14 protein-coding genes and 1 pseudogene are annotated in these 19,952 nt (G+C 46.8%); 11 read left to right on the top strand and 4 right to left on the bottom strand.

Annotation, left to right across the window (positions count from 1 at the left end; genetic code table 11):
• Positions 1-65 precede the first annotated feature (65 nt).
• Positions 66-401, bottom strand: a complete 336-nt coding sequence (locus FWJ59_RS01440) for a hypothetical protein (RefSeq protein WP_414480206.1) — start codon at positions 399-401, stop codon at positions 66-68.
• A 172-nt stretch (positions 402-573) separates the two neighbouring features.
• Between FWJ59_RS01440 and FWJ59_RS01435 the strand changes: the two genes are divergently transcribed.
• Complete coding sequence (locus tag FWJ59_RS01435; RefSeq protein WP_414480205.1) at positions 574-768, top strand: DUF3006 domain-containing protein; 195 nt, start codon at positions 574-576, stop codon at positions 766-768.
• 92 nt (positions 769-860) lie between these two features.
• Positions 861-1,898: a hypothetical protein gene (locus FWJ59_RS01430; RefSeq protein WP_414480204.1), complete on the top strand. Its 1,038-nt coding sequence runs from the start codon at positions 861-863 to the stop codon at positions 1,896-1,898.
• Positions 1,899-1,916: 18 nt separating this feature from the next.
• On the opposite strand, the gene FWJ59_RS01425 is transcribed toward FWJ59_RS01430, so the two are convergent.
• Both FWJ59_RS01425 and FWJ59_RS01420 read right to left on the bottom strand, forming a co-directional pair.
• A complete protein-coding gene (locus FWJ59_RS01425) occupies positions 1,917-3,281 on the bottom strand; it encodes a CCA tRNA nucleotidyltransferase (protein WP_414480203.1) in 1,365 nt (454 codons plus the stop codon).
• A gap of 156 nt (positions 3,282-3,437) precedes the next feature.
• On the bottom strand, positions 3,438-5,624 hold the full coding sequence (locus tag FWJ59_RS01420; protein WP_414480202.1) for a SpoIID/LytB domain-containing protein: 2,187 nt from the start codon (positions 5,622-5,624) through the stop codon (positions 3,438-3,440).
• Positions 5,625-5,768: 144 nt separating this feature from the next.
• Here FWJ59_RS01420 and FWJ59_RS01415 point away from each other — a divergent pair, with 144 nt between their 5' ends.
• From FWJ59_RS01415 to FWJ59_RS01375, 9 genes and pseudogenes are all read left to right on the top strand, one after another.
• On the top strand, positions 5,769-7,571 hold the full coding sequence (locus FWJ59_RS01415) for a DUF2207 domain-containing protein (protein WP_414480201.1): 1,803 nt from the start codon (positions 5,769-5,771) through the stop codon (positions 7,569-7,571).
• Between the two features lie 83 nt (positions 7,572-7,654).
• Positions 7,655-9,004 (top strand): GH1 family beta-glucosidase, encoded by a 1,350-nt coding sequence (locus tag FWJ59_RS01410; protein ID WP_414480200.1) that lies wholly within the window; start codon positions 7,655-7,657, stop codon positions 9,002-9,004.
• A 299-nt stretch (positions 9,005-9,303) separates the two neighbouring features.
• Complete coding sequence (locus FWJ59_RS01405; protein WP_414480199.1) at positions 9,304-11,058, top strand: biotin/lipoyl-binding protein; 1,755 nt, start codon at positions 9,304-9,306, stop codon at positions 11,056-11,058.
• 49 nt (positions 11,059-11,107) lie between these two features.
• Entirely contained in the window at positions 11,108-11,794 is a 687-nt protein-coding gene (locus FWJ59_RS01400) for an ABC transporter ATP-binding protein (protein ID WP_414480214.1), read from the top strand.
• Positions 11,791-12,958 (top strand): annotated as a pseudogene (locus FWJ59_RS01395) (ABC transporter permease). The gene FWJ59_RS01400 and the pseudogene FWJ59_RS01395 overlap by 4 nt, the downstream one beginning before the upstream one ends.
• A 109-nt stretch (positions 12,959-13,067) precedes the next feature.
• On the top strand, positions 13,068-14,393 hold the full coding sequence (locus FWJ59_RS01390) for a pyrimidine-nucleoside phosphorylase (RefSeq protein WP_414480198.1): 1,326 nt from the start codon (positions 13,068-13,070) through the stop codon (positions 14,391-14,393).
• Positions 14,394-14,435: 42 nt separating this feature from the next.
• On the top strand, positions 14,436-14,789 hold the full coding sequence (locus FWJ59_RS01385; protein ID WP_414480213.1) for an FGGY-family carbohydrate kinase: 354 nt from the start codon (positions 14,436-14,438) through the stop codon (positions 14,787-14,789).
• A 61-nt stretch (positions 14,790-14,850) separates the two neighbouring features.
• Positions 14,851-16,815 carry a glycoside hydrolase family 127 protein gene (locus FWJ59_RS01380; RefSeq protein ID WP_414480197.1) on the top strand — a complete coding sequence of 655 codons (1,965 nt, stop codon included), beginning with the start codon at positions 14,851-14,853 and terminating at the stop codon, positions 16,813-16,815.
• A gap of 209 nt (positions 16,816-17,024) precedes the next feature.
• On the top strand, positions 17,025-18,806 hold the full coding sequence (locus FWJ59_RS01375; RefSeq protein WP_414480196.1) for an aminopeptidase P family protein: 1,782 nt from the start codon (positions 17,025-17,027) through the stop codon (positions 18,804-18,806).
• Positions 18,807-18,816: 10 nt separating this feature from the next.
• On the opposite strand, the gene FWJ59_RS01370 is transcribed toward FWJ59_RS01375, so the two are convergent.
• Positions 18,817-19,952: uroporphyrinogen decarboxylase family protein (locus tag FWJ59_RS01370; RefSeq protein ID WP_414480195.1), on the bottom strand; the 1,136-nt coding region annotated here is incomplete at its 5' end.

The following is a 19,952-nucleotide window of genomic DNA, read 5'->3' as shown; positions in this document are numbered from 1 at the left end:
AGCCTTTTCGTATATATAAACAAAACACTGTGAAGGGGTACGTCAGTTGGTGTGGCTATAGAGCGTTAATCTTGTGCATTTTCATCAGTGGTTTCGGTTGTTTCGCTGTCGCTGGAGGATTCGAGGTCGGTTTTTTCTGTCTCTTCGTCAGTTTCTTCGCTGTTAGAAGATTCGTCTTCTTCGGTGTCTGTTTCTTCAGTTGCTTCGTTGCTTGTTTCATCAACGTTTTCTGTTTCTTCAGTTGCTTCGTCGCTTGTTTCATCAATGTTTTCTTCAGTGGTTGTAGTCTCTTCGCCGGTACCCTCCTGCGACTCTGTGGATGTGCTCTGGCAGCCTGTAAATGCTACTGCTGTGACCAAGAATAGGACCGTTAGTAAGATTGCTGCCCACCTTTTCAACATGTGTCCCTCCCTTCGAGATATTTATGTATCGTTGGCCAACGCGTAACGTATTATAGAAAGAAAGTGTGAACTAAGTATGAACAAAATGTAAATATCCTGTGAATTTTGGGGAGTTTTACCCTTTAAAAATGGGGTGCAAAATGGTATCATGAATTGGTGGGGAGGAATTGATGTGCAGTGGGATGTAGCGATAAAACGCATTGAGGGCCAGCAAGCGGTGGTGGCATTTCAGGACGGGGAAGAGGTTGTCATACCGTTGAAATACTTGCCGCCTCAATGTCGTGTTGGTGATTTGCTTAAGCTTGAGGTGTACTTTAATCCTTTTGAGACGCTGGAGCGTTTACTTAAAGAGTCTGAAGGCGTATAATCCCCAAATAATGCATGACAGCTTCGCCTTCCGAATATTCATACTTATAGAGGTAATTTGTTGTGTGAATGTTTGGAAGGTGGAGTTGGGCATTGAGCAGATACAGCCGTGTCACTTTGGGCGTAAAGATTGCCCTCACATACGTGGGTACTGTGATAGGAGCCGGTTTTGCATCTGGCCAGGAAATATTGCAGTTTTTTACTATATATGGAAAGTATTCCACATTTTCCATCTTGCTGGCTGCTTTTTTGTTTGTATGGGTAGGGATAGGCGTTTTAAAGATAGGTTTTGAAACGAGGTCCAGGTCTTTTCGGGACGCCGTAAAGGTGGTTTTCGGCAGGTTATCTCCTTTGGTCAACGCATATATGTTGCTGGCCATAATGATGGTAGCTGCTGCCATGCTAGCCGGGGCCGGCGCATTGTTTGAAGAATACATACGCCTTCCATTTTATATAGGAATAGCTGTAACGGCCGTTGTAGCATGGACATTCGTAGCCTTTGGACTAAAAGGCGTATTCGCCATCAATGCTTGGATTATCCCACTTATACTGATCTTTAACCTTTTTGTGTTTGTATATAGCCTGTGTATGGATGATCATGCGTATGAGCTCATACTGACATTTGATGTAACGGCCTTTGATGTGGTCAAAGCCGCCGTATCGTATGCTTCTTTCAATATTGTGCTGGCTTTGGGAGTTTTGGTATCTGCCGGCTCTGAGGTGGATGATCCGTGGGCTTTGAAGGTTGGAGGGGCTTTGGGAGGCTTCATATTGGGCGCAATGCTGCTCATGAGCAACTATTCTTTGATGCGATACGTGCCTGAGATTTACGAGTTTGAAGTTCCTGTGCTGTATATAGCACGTCGAATAGGCCCTTTTTTTGATGGGGCCTTTGTGGTGGTAATGTGGGGGGCTATCATTACCACCTTTGTGGCCAACGTATTTTCTGTTGTATGCGCCATAAATGACATTTTTAAATTGCCTGTACATGCTGCGCTGCTTATCACAACTGTAGCTTGCATGGCACTGTCCTTTATAGGTTTTTCGCGCATGGTAGCCTTTGTCTATCCGATATTGGGAATAATAGGAGTTTTTGTGATCTGCATGATGTTCTTTTTGGTCAAAAAATAGAGCAGCTTGATGAGCTGCTCATTTTTTTTGTTCATCGTCATTTCCTTTGTACAGCTCTTTGAGTTTGGATAAGAGGAGCATTTTGTCGTTCCACTCTGGCTTCCTTAGCACCCATTCGTAAGCCTGCCTCAAGGCCTTGCCGATGTCCCGTGGGTCATGGATTCCGATGCCCGCTGCCATTACGTCGTGTCCGTTGATGGCCAGCTGCGAAAGGGTCAAGGCGTCTCTCCTTGCCAAAATCTCATGGGCCATTGATGTGAGCGCCGCTATCCTTTCTGATTGTTCTTTTTCTCCTGCAGCTAAAAGGTATGCGCGCTTGAGTTCCAGGAGGTGGAAGGTATCTTCTACGCCAAGATGGCCCATTAGCTTCCTTATCTGATAGGCGGCTTGATCCTTGTCGCTGCTAAATTGCATTGGGAAATGGGATACCAGCTGTGTCACCCGGCGTATCGTCTTGTTGTCGTACCGCAACTGCCTTAGGGACTGCTCCACCAGCTTGATTTTATCTGACAGCTCGAAGGTTTGGCTATTAGTAGCATCGCCACCTGCCCTGGTACCCTGGTGGGCCAAGGCGCAACAGTATAGCGCTGCAAGGCGAAGTACGCCATGGGCATTGCACAGCTTTATTGCTTTGAATGCTAGCTGACTGGCATGAGTCAATTGTTGGCTGAGCTCCTCTGGAAGTATCACTTCAAAGATGCCGGCCTCATAAAGCAGCATGAGAGGCTCAAATGGGTCGGGGACAATCATTATCCTGTTAAGTTCATCGCGAATCCTCTCGGGGGATATCCTGGAGAGCAAATGATGATGGGCCTGGGCTGCTTTGAAGGTGGTCTCCTCCATCTTAAAGCCTAGCTGGGCGCAAAACCTGATGCCCCGCATTATGCGTAACGGGTCTTCTGCAAAACGGCGTTCTGCTTGGCCCACCGTCCTTATAAGTTTTTGGGACAGATCCCCAAGTCCGTCGAAAGGGTCTATCAGGGGCTCGGACAGATAGGGATTGTATGCCATGGCGTTTATGGTGAAGTCGCGCCTTGACAGGTCTTCGATTATATCTGACAAAAAGGCTATTTGGGTCGGATGGCGAAAGTCGCTGTACTGTCCCTCACCCCTGAATGTGGTAACCTCAACGGGCATATCCTTTATAATCACCGTTATGGTGCCATATCTTTTGCCGGTGGGGATGGTGCGGGCAAACGAGAATATCCTCTCGATGTCATCGGGATGAAGGGATGTGGCCACATCCCAGTCGTTTACCGGCCTACCCAAGATTGCGTCGCGAACAGCGCCGCCCACGACGTATGCCTGTCCACCCTCTTCCATTATTCGATTCAATATTATCTCTACATCCTTTGGGATGGATATGTTGATATTGGCTTTCATATCTAGACCAATACCTTCTGCGTATCGCATTTTTATTTTTAACAACATGACTTGCAGAGCTGACACCATATCAGCTCTACTTAAAAATTATGATATACCCGATGCCATTAGTCAATGCCGTAAGTACCGTACACATTTGGATTGTCGATGATAAAATCAATCCTCGTATATGTTCTTTAGCTGGCAACCGGGATAGAAGTGCTGGAAAATCTGTTCGAAGGAATAACCCATAAGGGACATACCGTAGGCGCCATATTGGCTCATGCCGACGCCGTGGCCATACCCCCCACCCGTTATGGTTACCTCCTCAATTATTCCCTCGGAATTTCTTTTTATGTCTATGTAGGCGAAGGCGCTGGGCAATATGGGGAAGTTATCCCTTACCGATCCATCATGGCAATATAGCTTTATTGGCCGAGTTGAATCGAGGTAGTTGACCGGCTGGAGCACCCTTCGTATATTGTACTCCTTTATGACTTTAAATACTCCACGGGTGGTGGTTATCTCAAGCTCCATCATGTTTCCACCCTGGCCACGCCGGGTTACCACGAGGTTCTGCAGTTCCCCAATATCCTGAGGTATTTCCTGCTGCGTGAATTCGCTTTCACCCTGCCTCGTGAGGACAAAGGCGGGCTCAGAGCGCTGTACCAGCGGCAGGTTGTGCTGAATGCTGGCTTCCAGCTCTTGACGCTTCATGGTGACGCTCCAGCGGAAAAAAGGCGAGAAGCGGTCATAGCCATCCAAATTCTTCTGGTCTATGAATGCCCTGAAATTTTCTTCATTGTGAAGGTTGGGGACGTTGCTGGGAAACTGTGGCTTAGCTGTCAAATAGGGCACTTCCTGTGAGGGGAATCGGTCGTTCTTATCATCCCACACTTCATGAAAGTTGGCGGTGTATCCACAGGACGTTGAGAAGAAGCGGGCATCAACCACTTGGTCACCGAAAAAACCTACCAGTCCGCGGGTTTCATCTACTGCCTGTATGGCTATGGGCTGTTCCGCTATGGAGTTATACACCTGGCTGGCCGTGCTGTCATCCACGTGAGCCCCAAAGGCTGCATAGCCCTCGGATTTGAAGCATCGTATGGCATAAGACCTGGAGGCTATGGCCTGCACCTTCAACGCTTCCAGGCCAAATTTTATGGGCATTTCACTGGGAACCACGGTGTACAGGTATTCCTCCAGGCTCAACTCGTTTACTACGATAAGGCCATCGTTATGGTCATCGCCTAAAGCGATCTCTAAGGTTCCTCGATAGGGTAAACTTAATTTTTTAGGGGAACTTCCACCGTTATTCAGGATGCTGAGCCTTCCGCCCTCCAAAGGGCGTATATACCACCTATTTGGCGTGGAAGCAAGTTTTTGGCCGTTTAAATACAGGGCCATTCCCTCGGCATCGGGCTTCAGGGTTATAACCTCGCCCGCTTTGAAGGTATGGGAGATGGGCTGTATCAGCGTTTCAGCGGTAAAACCTGTATTGCAGGTGATGCTTACCTGCTTATGGAATACGCCATTGTCCTCTTTGTTTCTTATGAGTACCCGTATTCCGTCCCTGGGTATAACCTGATCCTGGACGATAACCGTCCGTCCCACGCCATCGTCATCGCAAAACAGCGTTGAATCGGTATAGCCTATGAGGCCCGACAATATGCCCTGATAGGAGATGGAATTGCCCTCAATGGAATACACAGGGATATCGCCTACAGTAGGTATCCTGCCCAGGCAGGAGTCTTCGATATAACGGCCTAGACGAGATGCTGCCATGATCTTTGAAAGCTTCACGGGTTTGAGGGGATTTATATACACGATCTGGTTTTCCACCAATATTATCTCGGAAGGCGTTAAATTTTGAACCCTATTGGAAGGCAAAGGATTGGTGCACAGGAGGCGGTCTTCGGCTATATGTAGCAGTACCTCCGTTGAACGCCTGTTTGATCCGTTTTCGATTACCGGTATTGCGTCTGAAAAATGGATTACGCTGGGCAGGTCCTGTATATACCATTTGCCGTTGGTTTGGGCCACTGCAAATGAAACTCTTATGTACCCTTGTTCTAGATTCAGCAAAGCCATTACTCGATTAACGCCTTTTGCCGTGGATTTTGACTCTACTATTTTAAAATCTTTAAAGGGAGCTTGCTCCAAGGCTAGCTTTAAAAAGGGGTGGGTTTTGTCTATGTGCTTCTCCAGAAAACCATAAAACCTCTTATCGCCTGTCAATAGATAATCGAGGAATTGCTTGACTGCCCTTTCGGGAGGGGATGGATACAGCGCATATATCGCCAGTAAGGCGGCGACGACGAGAAAGATTGACATCCATATATGGTGAAATCGTATCTTTTTCACCTGGGTAACCCCCTGTTTTCCCCTAAACTCTGGCTTTATTTTACCATATGTCCCATGTTCATAGGAAAAATTTTTAAGCTCTTTATAGGTGGAAATCCTCTTGGTATTCGTGTTACAATAAAGACGGACGGGGGGTTGTATATAGTGAAAAGGTTTTCATTTGTGCTAACGCTGCTGTTATTTTATGTTCTCGTAACATTTACAGTATATGCTGATACATCGCCTAAATATTCTGTTCGAGAATGGCGCATTTCAGCAGTGATAAACCCGGATGGTTCGATAGATGTAGAGGAACATATAACTTACGACCTGTCGCGCACCCATGAAGGCCCTGTGGTACGATATGTCGACATTGCTCATTCTTCTAGGATGGAGAAGTTAGAGGTTTTTGCGGTGATACCTGCCGCTACAGAAGATAGCGATCAATCCGAAAGCCAATATGATCTTAAACCCTATGAATTTGTAGATGATCCTGACCAGAATATGAGCGAAGTTTATACCACCAGGCCGGGGGCCAGGCCGGAGGAAATCCAAGATGTCTGCATATATCTTCCAACTGGCGATGGCCAGCACACGGTTGTTTTAAGATACCGGCTCAACGACCTAGTATATTTGTATCGCGATGTGGCGGTGCTTTACTGGAACCCCATTTTAAATGGGTATGGCCTCGATGTGCGTAATGTGGACATGCGCATTGCATTGCCTCAAGGGACAAAGCCCGAAGACGGTAAAGCTTTCGTGTATGGGGCTTTAGAAGGTAGCTGTGAGGTTTTAGAAGATGGCACAGCTGTCATTATGGCAAAAAAGTTGGATTCAGAGGAGTTTATTGAAGTTACTGTGGCGTTCCCAAAAGAAGGCGTATCCCGGGGTAGGAAGGTCATCGATAACGATGGGTTGGAGAGAGTTCTGGAAGAGCAACGCCTGAAGGCCGAAGAGATGGAGCTTTTAAGGCGCCAGGAAGAGCGTGAACAAAAGTTGCGCTTGGCCGCTATAGTAGGGATGACGGTAGGGATTATCGGCATAGGGGTGTGCGTTGGCATATGGGTGAGCAGTGGCAGATTAAAGCTGAGCAGCATTTTCTCTGAGATCAAACGGCGTGTGCCCGATATACCAGCAGGCCAAGCTATAACGGCACAAGGCATTGGGGCATCTGAAGAACCAAAGGATGAGACTCAGAGGGAGATGCCTGCTGTCGATTTGCCGGCTGATTATTATACTCCGGCTGAGCTCAGCGCGTTGCTACACGGCAAAAGAATCAGGCCAGGAGATATGGTGGCGACGCTGTTGGATCTGGCCGTGAGAAGGTATTTGGACGTGAAAGTATCAGGAGGCAAGGCTTATGTCCTCACCTTAAGGGATTTTGATCATACCAATTTGAAGCCTCATGAAGAGTATCTGGTCAACTGGTTTTTTAAGGATATAGGTGATGGGAAAAAAGTCTCAACCAAGGCAATATTACAGACGGCTTGCACTAGAGGGTTTGAAAGGGAATTCTGTAACCGGTTTGCAATATGGAAGGAGTTAGTTTTAAGGCAGGCTATACGCTGGGGATTTAATAAAAGGGTTACTCCTTTTAAGATTTATATAAGAACGCCTTTTGGGAAGCAGCACTATAGGAGCTGGATGGGATTTAAAAAAACATTGAAGCAGCTGAGTCATAAGGCTCATAGCCTGCCACCCGCTGATTGGGAGAGATTTTTTGCATATGCTTTCAGTATGGGGATAGGCCGACAGGTCATCGATGGGTTAAAGAAGGCTTATTCTGAAGGAGGAACGTTAAAAGGCGATTTGGCCATTCTTGGAAAAGGCAATTTTGGTGCCATTGACCATTGGTTGGATCTGGCTAAAAGGTTTAACCTTATGTCGTCCAGGTTGTTAAGGATATTTGTTCGTCCAGCAGCCCTTCAGCTTTTGGTTGCTGAAAGAAATCATAAAAAGAGCATGTAGAATGGTCATTTAAGAAAGTGACAATTTGTGTTAGAATATAGGTACGTGTATAAAAACAAGCAAGCCTAGGGGGGACATTGGTAATGGCAAAGATAACTTTCCCAGAAGGCTTTATATGGGGTACTGCCACTGCTTCCTATCAAGTGGAAGGGGCGGTAAACCAGGATGGGCGCGGAGAATCGATATGGGATAGGTTTAGCCATACGCCCGGCAAGGTGTTAAATGGCGACACCGGAGATGTGGCCTGTGACCATTACAACCGCTATAGGCAAGACGTACAGCTAATGAAGGAGTTAGGGTTAAAGGGATATAGGTTTTCCATAGCTTGGCCCAGAATTTATCCGCAGGGGAAGGGGCAGGTAAACCAAAAAGGTTTGGACTTTTACAATTCGCTTGTCGATGAGCTTTTGAAGGCTGGTATAGAGCCAATTGCTACTCTTTATCACTGGGATCTGCCACAGGCCCTTCAGGATATAGGGGGATGGGATAACAGGGATGTAACTGATTATTTTGCCGAGTATGCCTTCAAGATGTATAACGTTTTGGGAGACCGGGTAAAGAAGTGGATTACCCACAACGAACCCTGGGTGGTGGCTTTTCTGGGCAATGCCTTTGGTGAGCATGCACCCGGTTACAGGGATTTTGCCCTTGCGGTGAGGATAAGCCATCATCTGCTGGTGTCCCATGCCAAGGCGGTGCAGGCCTATCGCCAGTCGGGCAATGACCGTGGTGGCCAGATAGGGATTACCTTGAATTTAACGCCCGTTTATCCTGCTTCTGACGCTCCTGAGGATATGGAAGCAGCACAGTTCCAGGATGGATTTCAAAATCGATGGTTTTTGGATCCGGTTTTCAAAGGTACATATCCGGAGGATATGCTGGCATTTTATCAGGAAAGATACGGTGCGCCCGCGATACGCCCTGGAGATATGGAGCTCATTAAGGATAACCCCATCGATTTTCTCGGGATAAATTACTATACTAGAGCTGTGGTTAAAAAGGGAGAAAAAGATGGGTATGATTCGGTAAAGCATGTACATCCCGAGGGCAAATATACTGAGATGGGATGGGAAATCTATCCCCAAGGGTTGTATGATCTCCTCATGAGGGTGCACAAGGACTACAATGCCCCCAATATCTATATAACCGAAAACGGCGCTGCGTTTAAGGATGATAAGATAGTGGATGGCATGGTGGATGATCAGGACAGGTTGGAGTATCTGAAAAGCCATTTTGAAGCGGCCCACAGAGCCATACAGGACGGGGTAAACCTCAAAGGATACTATGTCTGGTCTTTCATGGACAACTTTGAATGGGCTTATGGCTATAGCAAGCGGTTTGGCATCATGTACGTAGATTATGAGACCTTGAAGAGGACTCCTAAAAAGAGCGCATTGTGGTATCGCGATGTAATTGCAGATAACGGGTTTTAACAAAACCCGTTTTTTTGTTCACAAATAGTTCAAAATTTATTCATGATTTTACCAAAAATTATTATTATACTGGAAATATATGATATGTGATTTTAATAGGCGGATGTTTAATTAATTTGAAGTTGTGGTACATTGAAATAGTAAAACGATCCATGGCAGGCAAGAATAGTCGTGCAATCATCTCCACTAAACATTGCAAAAGCAAGTTTGAGCTGAGGTTGCTGCGATTTTTATACCTGTCTTAAATGTAATTCAAATTCACTTGTATCGATGGATGGAGGAATAAAAATGAACAAAAAATGGGTAAAAAGGTTTATAGCTGTGGTTCTAGGGTGTTTATTACTGTGTGTGGATATTTCGTTTACCGCAGGTTACAGGCTCCCAGAGCCAATGCCAATGCAAATTATATGGTGGCGAGGGCACAAATTGGCGATATAGAGCTCAATGTTTCTGCAAGCGGTAGGGTGGTTGCGGCGGTATCGCAGGAGGTAGTTCCGCTGGTAAGTGGAGCGGTGGAAAAGCTTGAAGTTAAAGAGGGCGACAGGGTTAAGGAAGGAGATGTGATAGCCGTTATTGATGATGAGAGCCTGCAGCAGGAGATAGAGAGGCTTGAAAGCAATCTTAAACAGCAGAACCTTTCTCTGTCAAAGTTAAAAGCCAGCTTAAGCGATTTCTACATAAAGGCACCTGCTGACGGTCGGGTTAAATTCCTTAAAGCAAGGGTGGGTGAAGACGTAGGAACTACCACCAGGACATACGGCGCTTTAGCCATTATTTCCACTGATGGAAAGATGAAAGTTGCTATCAAGCCGCAGGGGAGCATTTCTTTGACTGCAGGTGAAAAGGTCTTGGTCAGGTTAGAGGATACTACCGAGGTAGAGGGAACTGTGGTGGATACATCTTTAAGCCAGCCGAGAGGTCCCTCAGGCCAGCAGGACAGCCAGGCTGGGCCCAGCGCAGGAAGCGTACAGGTTCAGATTAACAGGGACGACCTGCCCATTGGAGCGAAGGTCACCGTTTTAAAGCGCGATGAAAATTCCGGTGAATACGTGGTCATAGGTGAGGGTACGCTGGATGTCAATCAGGGGGTTAGTGTCACAGGGAATAACGGGAAGATAAGCGTTATTTATGTCAAAGAAAACAGCGTGGTTAAGCGTGGCGACAATCTATTTAAGCTTGATGATTCCGATGTTAAGGCTAATATAGAGTTGCAGAACCTTGCCATTGAACAGACTCAAAAAGAGCTGGAGAACAAGAAAAGTCAGCTGGGAAATGCTGAGGTCAAAAGTCCCATCAATGGCATCATTACTTCTTTGACAGTGAAGGCTGGAGAACAGGTACAGAAAGGTAGAGCCATTGCTACTGTTACAGATCCTACACAGCTAAATGTAGTGGTGTCGGTGGATGAGCTTGATATACCTAAAGTGAAAATAGGTCAAAAAGCTAAGATTAAGGTAGATGCTTTCCCGGATACGGTTTTTGAAGGAGAGGTTATAAAGATAGCCGATATAGGGCAGCCCTCCGGCGGAGGAGTAACAACTTTTGATGTAACCATTTCTATAAAGGACCCCGGCGATGTTAAAATTGGAATGAGCGCGACTGCTGAAATTCAGGTGGAAAGCAGAAAAGGGGTAGTGCTTCTCCCGATAGAAGCTATTCAAGAGAGAAATGGTGAAAAGTATGTGATAATAGCACCGAGCTCTTTACAAGACAAATCCGGGGATGGAGAGGTAACAGGGAAAAGACAAACATCTGAAGGTGCAACTGCAAGGAACCGGAATCGGGTATGGGGGAGCCTTGTAACAGGAGATGGGAGAGGTACACAATCTGGAAACTTCTTTGGTAGATTCAGTTTTCGCAAGGTAGAGGTGGGTCTTACAAATGAAACTTATGCTGAGATAATAAGTGGGGTTGAAGAAGGAGAAGAAGTGATTATTCCGCTATCCAGTACGGTCAGTACTCCAAACAATTGGCGAGACATGTTTCCTGGCTTTGGTGGCATGAGGAATGGAGGATTTGATAGATCCAGAGTTCCTGCAAACATCCGTCGATGAAGATAGATATGCGAATGGAATCAATGAGAAAGAAGGTGCTTTTGGGTACATGATACGGCTTGAAAACCTAAGCAAAATATATAATACGATGGGGGATAACAGGGTTGTGGCCTTAAACAATATATCGTTATCCATCAATAAAGGCGAATTTGTTGCCATTATGGGGCCTTCGGGTTCGGGCAAATCCACCCTTATGAATATAATTGGGTGTCTAGATGTAGCCACGGAAGGAAAGTATTACCTGGATGGACGTGATATAACCTCTTATAATGAGAACCAATTGGCAGAAGTACGCAATAAAAAGTTTGGGTTTGTTTTTCAAGGGTTTAATTTATTGCCTAAGCTGACTGCCCTGGAAAATGTGGAGCTTCCGCTTATATACGCGGGCGTGGGAGCTAAAAAAAGAAGGGAAGAAGCAATACGCACCTTAGAAATGATGGGGCTGGGGGAACGCATACATCATCGGCCTTCGGAGCTATCAGGTGGACAGCAGCAGCGGGTGGCAATTGCCAGGGCGCTTGTTAACCATCCGTCAGTCATATTGGCTGATGAGCCCACAGGCAATTTGGATAGCAAGTCGGGCATGGAAATCATGGAGATATTTGAGGAACTTCATTCTCGGGGCAATACCATTATACTCATCACGCATGATATAAACATAGCCAGGTATGCGAGGCGACTGATCACCATACGCGACGGACAAATTGTATCTGATGAAGAGGTGGAGATGCAATGAAGTTTACGCAGGCCATCAAAATGGCCTTCAGCTCGATTTTATCAAATAAGATGCGCTCTTTTTTGACCATGTTGGGAGTAATTATTGGGGGTTACCGCTGTTATTACGTTGATTTCTTTAGGACAGGGTTCTACCCGGCGTGTAACCAGTCAAATTGAAAGTCTCGGTACCAATTTGATCATCATCAATATCACAGGCGGGAGAAATCGCAGTGTTACCGAAGAGGACCTGGAACGGATAAAAAACATCCCCGGCGTCAGCGAAATAGCTCCTGTATTGAGCGGTGGCGTAACGGTAAAGGCGGGCAATAAAAATACTAACGCTTCTCTTGAAGCCACTACGCCTGGTTATCAGCAAGTGAGAAATACGCATGTTCAGCTTGGTAGGTTTTTGCTTCAAAACGATTTGGATATGCGGTTTAGAGTGGCGGTGGTAGGAGTGGATGTTGCCGATGAGCTGTTTGGGAGAAGAGATATAGTTGGTGAGAAGATTTCAATAAACGGAGTGGAATTTTCAATTGTGGGTATACTGGAAGAAAAGGGGAGTTCCATAGCCGGTTCCGATGACAACAAGGTTATAATACCACTGACTACCGGGCAGAGGCTTCTTAGGAATACGGAAGTCCGGACTTTTTATGTTTCAACGCAGTCACCTGATGTCGTAAACCAGGTGGTTGGAGAGATACAGCGCTTTTTAACCAGGAAGTTCAACGATGAAAACAGCTTCAGGGTGTTTAACCAGACGCAGTTACTCTCTACGATAAATGAGGCAACCGTAACCCTGACCATGATGCTGAGTGGCATTGCGGGGATATCGTTGCTAGTGGGTGGTATTGGTATTATGAACATAATGCTGGTATCTGTGACCGAGCGAACCCGGGAGATTGGAATAAGAAAGGCCATTGGGGCGAAGAGGAGGGATATACTCATCCAGTTTCTCATAGAATCGGCTGTGCTCAGCGGATTGGGCGGTGTATTGGGGATTATGCTGGGCTTTGTCGGGGTAAGATTTTTAAGCAGGATTTTGAACATTCCTGCAGCGATTTCTGCCGATGTGGTGCTACTTGCAACCGGGTTTTCAGTAGCGGTGGGGGTTATATTCGGGCTGTACCCGGCCAGCAAGGCGGCCAGCTTAAATCCAATTGATGCACTGCGCTATGAGTGATAAAATGATAATGAGCTTCGATAATAATCAATACCAAGCTACATTTAAGCAAATCAAGTTTGCAGCAAAATCAATAATCAAATAAACGATGAAAGGATGCTGTTGAGTAATGCGAATGCTGGATATCATATTGAAAAAACGCAATGGCGGGGAACTTACGAGTGATGAGATTGATTTCTTCGTTCGCGAGTATGTGGCAGGCCGAATACCCGATTATCAGGCATCCGCTTTGTTGATGGCCATATATTTTCAAGGCATGACCAGCCGTGAGACAGCCGACCTAACCTTAGCTATGGCTTATTCAGGGGAGACAGTGGACCTATCGCCCGTACCGGGTATAAAGGTGGATAAGCACAGCACCGGTGGGGTTGGAGATACTACCACGTTGATAGTCGCACCTCTGGTGGCGGCTTGCGGGGTGCCTGTAGCGAAGATGTCAGGCAGGGGCCTGGGCCATACCGGTGGTACCATAGACAAGCTGGAGTCCATTCCGGGGTTTAACCCATTTCAATCCATCAGGGATTTTATTCGAATAGTGAAAGAAGTAGGGGTGGCTGTGGTAGGGCAAACCGAGAGTTTGGTTCCTGCCGATAAAAAATTATATGCACTTCGGGATGTAACCGGTACTGTTGAACATAAATCCCTCATTGCCAGTAGCGTCATGAGCAAAAAGATTGCGGCAGGGGCAGATGCCATAGTGCTAGACGTAAAGGCAGGTAGCGGCGCTTTTATGAGATCGGTGGAAGATGCCTTTGAGCTGGCGCAGGAAATGGTTAACGTAGGTGTCTACGTAGGACGCCGTGTTGCAGCTATCGTTTCGGATATGAGCCAGCCCCTGGGTATGGCCATAGGCAATGCGCTGGAAGTGAGAGAGGCCATTGAAGTATTACGTGGAGAAAGGAGCGAAGCCCTTAAGGAGGTTTCATTGTTGCTGGGGGCTTATATGTTGTATGTAGCCGGACGCTGCCAGACCGTTGAGCAGGGCCTTGAGATGGTAGAGGAGGCGCTGGCTAGCGGTAGAGGTGCGCAAAAGCTCAAGGAGATGATCAGCGCCCAGGGAGGGGATGAGCGTGTGGTGGATGATACCTCCCTATTGCCGGTGGCTGACGAGGTTATCTCCATAAGGGCGCAACGAGATGGGTATATAAGCGGTATGGATGCGTATAGCATAGGGCAGGCTGCCCGGTTATTGGGGGCCGGCAGGAACACCAAGGAGGACGCGATAGACCACGGGGTGGGCATCGTTTTGCACAAGAGAGTGGGAGATAAGGTGGAGAAGGGCGAGATGCTGGCTGAATTTTATGTAAACAGGGAGGACGCTTTACAAGAAGCTATTGACACATTTAATAAAGGGGTAATCATAGGGGAACAGCCTCCTCAGCATAAGCCGCTGGTGTATGGGGTGGTGACCCACGAGGGCATTGAGCGGTGGTAAAAAGTGAATAAAGCCGTTGGATTTTTCTAGAGGTGATATTACATTCTGGACGTCTTTGAAGAAAATGGATTAAGGGTTGAGGAGCTGACCTTGTTGGGAGGAGGGGCCAAGAGCAGGCTGTGGAACGAGATCATGCGCAGCGTATACGGCAGGCCTGTGAAGGTGCACAGCTTTTCAGGAAAGGCTACTTCCATAGGCGCGGCGATTGCCGCAGGGGTAAGCATTGGCATCTTTGACAGCTTCGAGGAAGCTGCCCGGATAATCAGCTATCAGCGCTTTTACCAGCCACGTCCAAGCGATGTGGAGGTCTATCAAAGCTACTACAGGATATATAACATGATGTACAGGCAGCTGAAGCCCATACATCATGGGATAGCAACGTTGAATAGAAACTAAAAAAGAAGTGCCATATGGCTGAATTTAATTATAATGATATGATATTAAAGGAGGGTTCTATATGCAGTTTAATAAGCTTACCAATGTTAAAATGGAAGACGTAAAGCTTAAAGGAGGGCTGTTGGGGGCTATTCAAGATTTAATCGTGAATGAGACCATCCCCTACCAGTACGATGTGCTTAACGACAATGTGGAGGGAGCGCCTAAAAGCCATGCCATAGCTAATTTCCGAATTGCTGCGGGGGAGCAAAAAGGCGAGTTCTACGGCATGTTCTTTCAGGACAGCGATGTGGCTAAATGGCTAGAAGCTGCCAGTTACAGCCTGATCTTGAAACCTGACCCCCAGTTGGAGAAGATTTTGGACGACCTGGTTGACCTCATAGGCAGGGCGCAAGAACCGGATGGATATTTGAATACCTATTTTACTGTAGCACATCCCGATAAAAAATGGACTAATTTAAGGGATTTGCATGAGCTTTACTGTGCAGGGCACATGATGGAAGCAGCTGTCGCCTATTACAGAGCTACCGGCAAGACCAAGCTGATTGATATCATGAGCAAGTTCACTGATCACATGTTAACGGTACTTGGCCCTGAGCCCGGGAGAAAGAGGGGGTATCCCGGCCATCCAGAGATTGAACTTGCCCTGGTCAAGATGTATAAGGTTACAGGGGACCAAAAGTATTTGAGGCTTGCAAAGTTCTTCATCGATGAGAGGGGTAGGCAGCCACATTATTTTACTCAGGAAGCTGAACTTAGAGGAGAAAAAAGAAAGAATGCTGAGCAAGACAACATGTGGTCTACCTACCACTATTATCAAGCTCATCTGCCGCTAAAGGAGCAGACTACTGCCGAAGGGCATGCTGTGCGAGCTATGTACCTCTTTTCAGGAGCGGCTGATGTAGCCAGGGAAACAGGCGATGAGGAATTGTTTGAGGCTTTGAAAAAGCTATGGGATAACGTGACTAAGAGGAGGATGTACATCACTGCAGCCATAGGTTCACAGAGTTATGGAGAAGCTTTTTCCTTGGATTATGATTTGCCCAACGATACCATATACGGTGAGACCTGTGCCTCTATAGGCCTTGCGTTTTTTGCTCATAGAATGCTTCAGATGGATCCTGATAGAAAGTATGCAGATGTTTTGGAGAGAGCTATATATAATGGAATTTTAAGCGGTATTTCCCTTGATGGCAAAAAGTTTTTCTATGTCAATCCCCTCGAAGTGGTCCCAGAGGTGTGTGAGAAGAGACATGACCACTTCCATGTGAAGGTGGAGCGCCAGGCCTGGTTTGCCTGTGCTTGCTGTCCCGCCAATGTCAGCAGGCTTTATACCTCGATAGGCGATTACATATATTCTACCTCCAACGATGGCGAGATATATATCCATCTCTTTGCTAACAGCAGCGCCAATATAGCTTTAGGCGACAGAAACGTTGTGTTAGATGTTAATACCCGCTATCCCTGGGATGGTAACATAAACATCAAGGTCAACCCGGATTTAAAAGGTGAATTCACCATAGCCGTACGCGTTCCTTCATGGTGTCATGAGCCTTCCATTCGCGTCAACGGTCAGCCTGTAAACATAGAAGAGCATATGGACAAGGGATATGTCAAGATAAAGAGGGTATGGGAACCGGGCGATGCGATTGATGTGGTTTATCCTATGAAGGCCATGCTGGTGCGAACCAACCCTAGGGTACGGGAAAATGCTGGAAAAGTAGCAATACAGCGAGGGCCAATGGTTTATTGCATAGAAGAGGTGGATAATGGGAAAAACTTGCACAATATTATAGTGCCCAAGGATGTGGAGTTTAAGGAAACTTTCGAGGAAGGGCTTTTAAACGGAGTGGTGGCCATAATCTTTAAAGCTTACAGGTTGAAGGATTGGCCTTGTGATGAGTGCTATAGCTTTGACCAAAACAGCTATGAGGAAATAGAGGTTAAAGCCATCCCCTACTATGCATGGGGCAATAGGGGAGTTGGTGAAATGACAGTGTGGATGAGGGAAGAGATGTGTATATAGTGGTGTGAAAGAAATGTGTCTTAAAAAGGGTTAATTTGGAAGTATAATAGGTGTGCAGGAAAAACAAAAAAGGCAATTCATCTTTACTGTAAAGGTGAATTGCCTTTAAAATTGTGGTAAAATATTTTCGTAATTTTTGCACCGTAAATGGCAATAAAAGGTATGGGTAAGTGAAGGACAGCAGAAATATAAATGGGGAGGTAATCCAATTGGAGGTAAAAGAGAGAATAAATAAATTGCGTGAAAAGATGTTGGAGAAGGGCATGGAGGCCTATATTATACCCACTTCGGATCCTCATATGAGCGAGTATGTGGCTCCTCGTTGGGAGGGCAGGAAATGGCTGTCGGGCTTTACGGGGTCGGCGGGAACTTTGGTGGTGACCCGGCACAAGAGCGGCCTTTGGACTGACGGCAGATACTACATACAGGCTGAAAAGCAACTTGAGGGCACGGGAATTGAGCTTTTCAAAGCGGGTATGCCAGGAGTACCTGATTATATAGAATGGCTTAAACAGGAGCTGCCTGAAAATAGCTGTGTTGGGATATGGGGCGAGGTGTTTTGTATCTCCAAAGTTAGGGAAATGGAGAAAGAGCTCTCCAAGAAGGGCATATCCTTAAACAAGGAGTTTGACCTGCTAGATGAGATATGGGAAGGGCGACCCGCAGCTCCACAGCAGCCGGTATTTGTTCACGATGTGGCCTTTGCGGGAAGGACTGCGGCTCAAAAGCTGGATATGGTGCGTCAGCAGATGGCTAAGAAAGGCGTCAATTATTATCTGATATGCAGCCTGGACGATGTAGCATGGCTGTATAACATCCGCGGCAATGATATAGCCTATAATCCGGTGACCATAGCATATGCCTTGGTTTCTTTACAGGAAGCTTGGCTGTTTATCGACAGAAATAAGCTTACTGGCGACGTGGTACGCATGCTCGAGGAGAATGGCATAGTCGTCGAGGACTACGAAAGAGTATATGAGCACCTTGCAGGGTTAAGGGAGAGCGATGCTATATTATTTGACCCGGCTGTCACCAACAGCAGGCTGTATGATGCTATAGCCAGTGGATGCAAGAAGGTAGAGGGCATGAGCATCGTTGCCATGTTGAAGGCCGTAAAGAATGAGGTTGAGATAGACAACCTCAAGAAGGTGCATGTGCGCGATGGTGCAGCCATGGTCAAATTCCTGTACTGGCTTGATCATAACCTGGGCAAGGAAAGAATAACCGAGATTACCGTGGCTGAAAAGCTGGAAGAGTTCAGGCGGCAACAGGAAGGCTTTATGGGGCCGAGTTTCGCCACCATTGCGGCCTATAAGGACCATGCTGCCATAATACATTATCAGGCCACTCCCGAAACCTGCTATACCCTTGAACCGGAAGGCTTTTTGCTCATCGATTCGGGGGGCCAATATTTGGGAGGGACCACCGATATAACCCGCACGATAGTTTTGGGGCCCATTACAGATAGGCAGCGGAGGGACTTTACGCTGGTGCTCAAAGGACATATAAATCTGGCACGGACAAGATTCCTGTATGGGACCACTGGATCTAACATAGACGTGCTGGCAAGGCTGCCCCTTTGGGAACAGGGCATGGACTATAAATATAGTACAGGGCATGGTGTAGGGTATTTCCTCAATGTTCACGAGGGGCCGCAGAGCATATGCCAATATCCCAATAGCGTCAAGCTGGAAAAGGGGATGATCGTGACCAACGAGCCGGGGGTATATATAGAGGGGCAGTATGGCATACGTACCGAAAATGAGATGTTAGTGGTAGAGGATGGAGAGACCGAATTTGGGAAATTTTTGAGGTTTGAACCCATAACCTACTGCCCCATTGACCTCAATGGCGTTGATCCGAGCCTGCTGAGCCAGGAGGAGAAGAGATGGCTCAATGAATACCACAGCATGGTGTATGAGCTGTTATCACCATTGCTGGACGAAAAGGAGAAGGAATGGCTCAAGGCCAAGACCAAACCGGTAGAGTAAAGAGGGTCAACTATTTCATTCCGAACAGCTCTTCCTTAAGGTCGAGGTAGTACAGGTAATCTTCGGGTTTTACGTTGGGCGGACAGCGATGATCGCAGAACGGTATGTATCCTCCCCTTTCCACCAGTGGTATGAGGCTTTCGAGATATTCCTTTATGGCTTCTTTGCCTTGAGCCAGTACCATCTTATCCACGCCCCCCATGATCCTCAAGTCCTTCCCGTACTCGTCAAGGAGCTCTTTCGGATGGCAGCAGCTATTGACTTCAAAGGGAAACAGGCAATTGATACCGCTTTCTAAAAAGTAAGGCAAAAGAGGCCGCACGTCGCCGTCACAGTCGACGTACCATATATCTATACCCGCTTTCTTGAGCTTTTCATGTATGCGCTTATAGCGCGGCACCACCACATTTTTAAAGAAATCGATGGAGACTATGGGCCCGTTTTTGAAGCATATATCTTCCCAACCTGCTGCAAAATCGAAATCAAAATGGGGTAACACCTGATCCAGAAAATCCTCCACCAGCACGCAGCAGGTTTCCACCATATCCTCCACCATGTCGGGGTAGTCGTAGCAGGCATATGCCAGGCCTTCAAACGTTAGCATGTCGCGGATCTTTCCGATCATCGAGCCGGTGTCTACACCTAATGGATAATCTCTATCGGGTGGGTGGGCCTTTTTAAGGGCTTCAATGTCGACCTTTCGTGAGGGGTCATCCCTGCGGAAGCGTTCTTCTTTGCATCTTTTCCAGTCCTCGGGAGTCACGATGGAGGATTTTATGAAGTGTGGGATGGTATCATGGCCATCCTTGGGGACTTCAGCCAGCAGTCCATCGCTATTGATGAGGATTTTGGTGGTTTCCGTCTCTTCAATCACTTTTGTTTCAAAAGGAGGAGACATCCACACGTTGCCTCTTATCACTTCTATTCTGTCAAAATTGAAGAAGATGTTGGCTTCACGGTTATTGGTGATGCCGTTTTCCACAAATATGGGCCATTCTTTGAAGTTTTCATCCCAATATCCAAACTCCATGTTGAAGCACCGATCGAAGGGCTTGTAATGCATCTGGTTATTAAAGCGTTCGCGATCGGTCATGGTACCCTTCCATTTTGGGCGGCAAGGTGTTATCGTTTTCACCAAAATTTCCC

Source organism: Caldicoprobacter sp. (genome assembly GCF_047459465.1).
Lineage (GTDB): Bacteria > Bacillota > Clostridia > Caldicoprobacterales > Caldicoprobacteraceae > Caldicoprobacter.
The sequence above is the reverse complement of the archived record's forward strand: the minus strand, read 5'-3'. Positions and strand labels throughout refer to the sequence as shown.

Bases quoted from the DNA above. Each gene is read 5' to 3' on its own strand.
- FWJ59_RS01440 (WP_414480206.1), bottom strand. From the start codon at position 401: ATGTTGAAAAGGTGGGCAGCAATCTTACTAACGGTCCTATTCTTGGTC.
- FWJ59_RS01425 (WP_414480203.1), bottom strand. From the start codon at position 3,281: ATGAAAGCCAATATCAACATATCCATCCCAAAGGATGTAGAGATAATA.
- FWJ59_RS01410 (WP_414480200.1), top strand. From the start codon at position 7,655: ATGGCAAAGATAACTTTCCCAGAAGGCTTTATATGGGGTACTGCCACT.
- FWJ59_RS01405 (WP_414480199.1), top strand. From the start codon at position 9,304: ATGGGTAAAAAGGTTTATAGCTGTGGTTCTAGGGTGTTTATTACTGTG.
- FWJ59_RS01400 (WP_414480214.1), top strand. From the start codon at position 11,108: ATGATACGGCTTGAAAACCTAAGCAAAATATATAATACGATGGGGGAT.
- FWJ59_RS01390 (WP_414480198.1), top strand. From the start codon at position 13,068: ATGCGAATGCTGGATATCATATTGAAAAAACGCAATGGCGGGGAACTT.
- FWJ59_RS01380 (WP_414480197.1), top strand. From the start codon at position 14,851: ATGCAGTTTAATAAGCTTACCAATGTTAAAATGGAAGACGTAAAGCTT.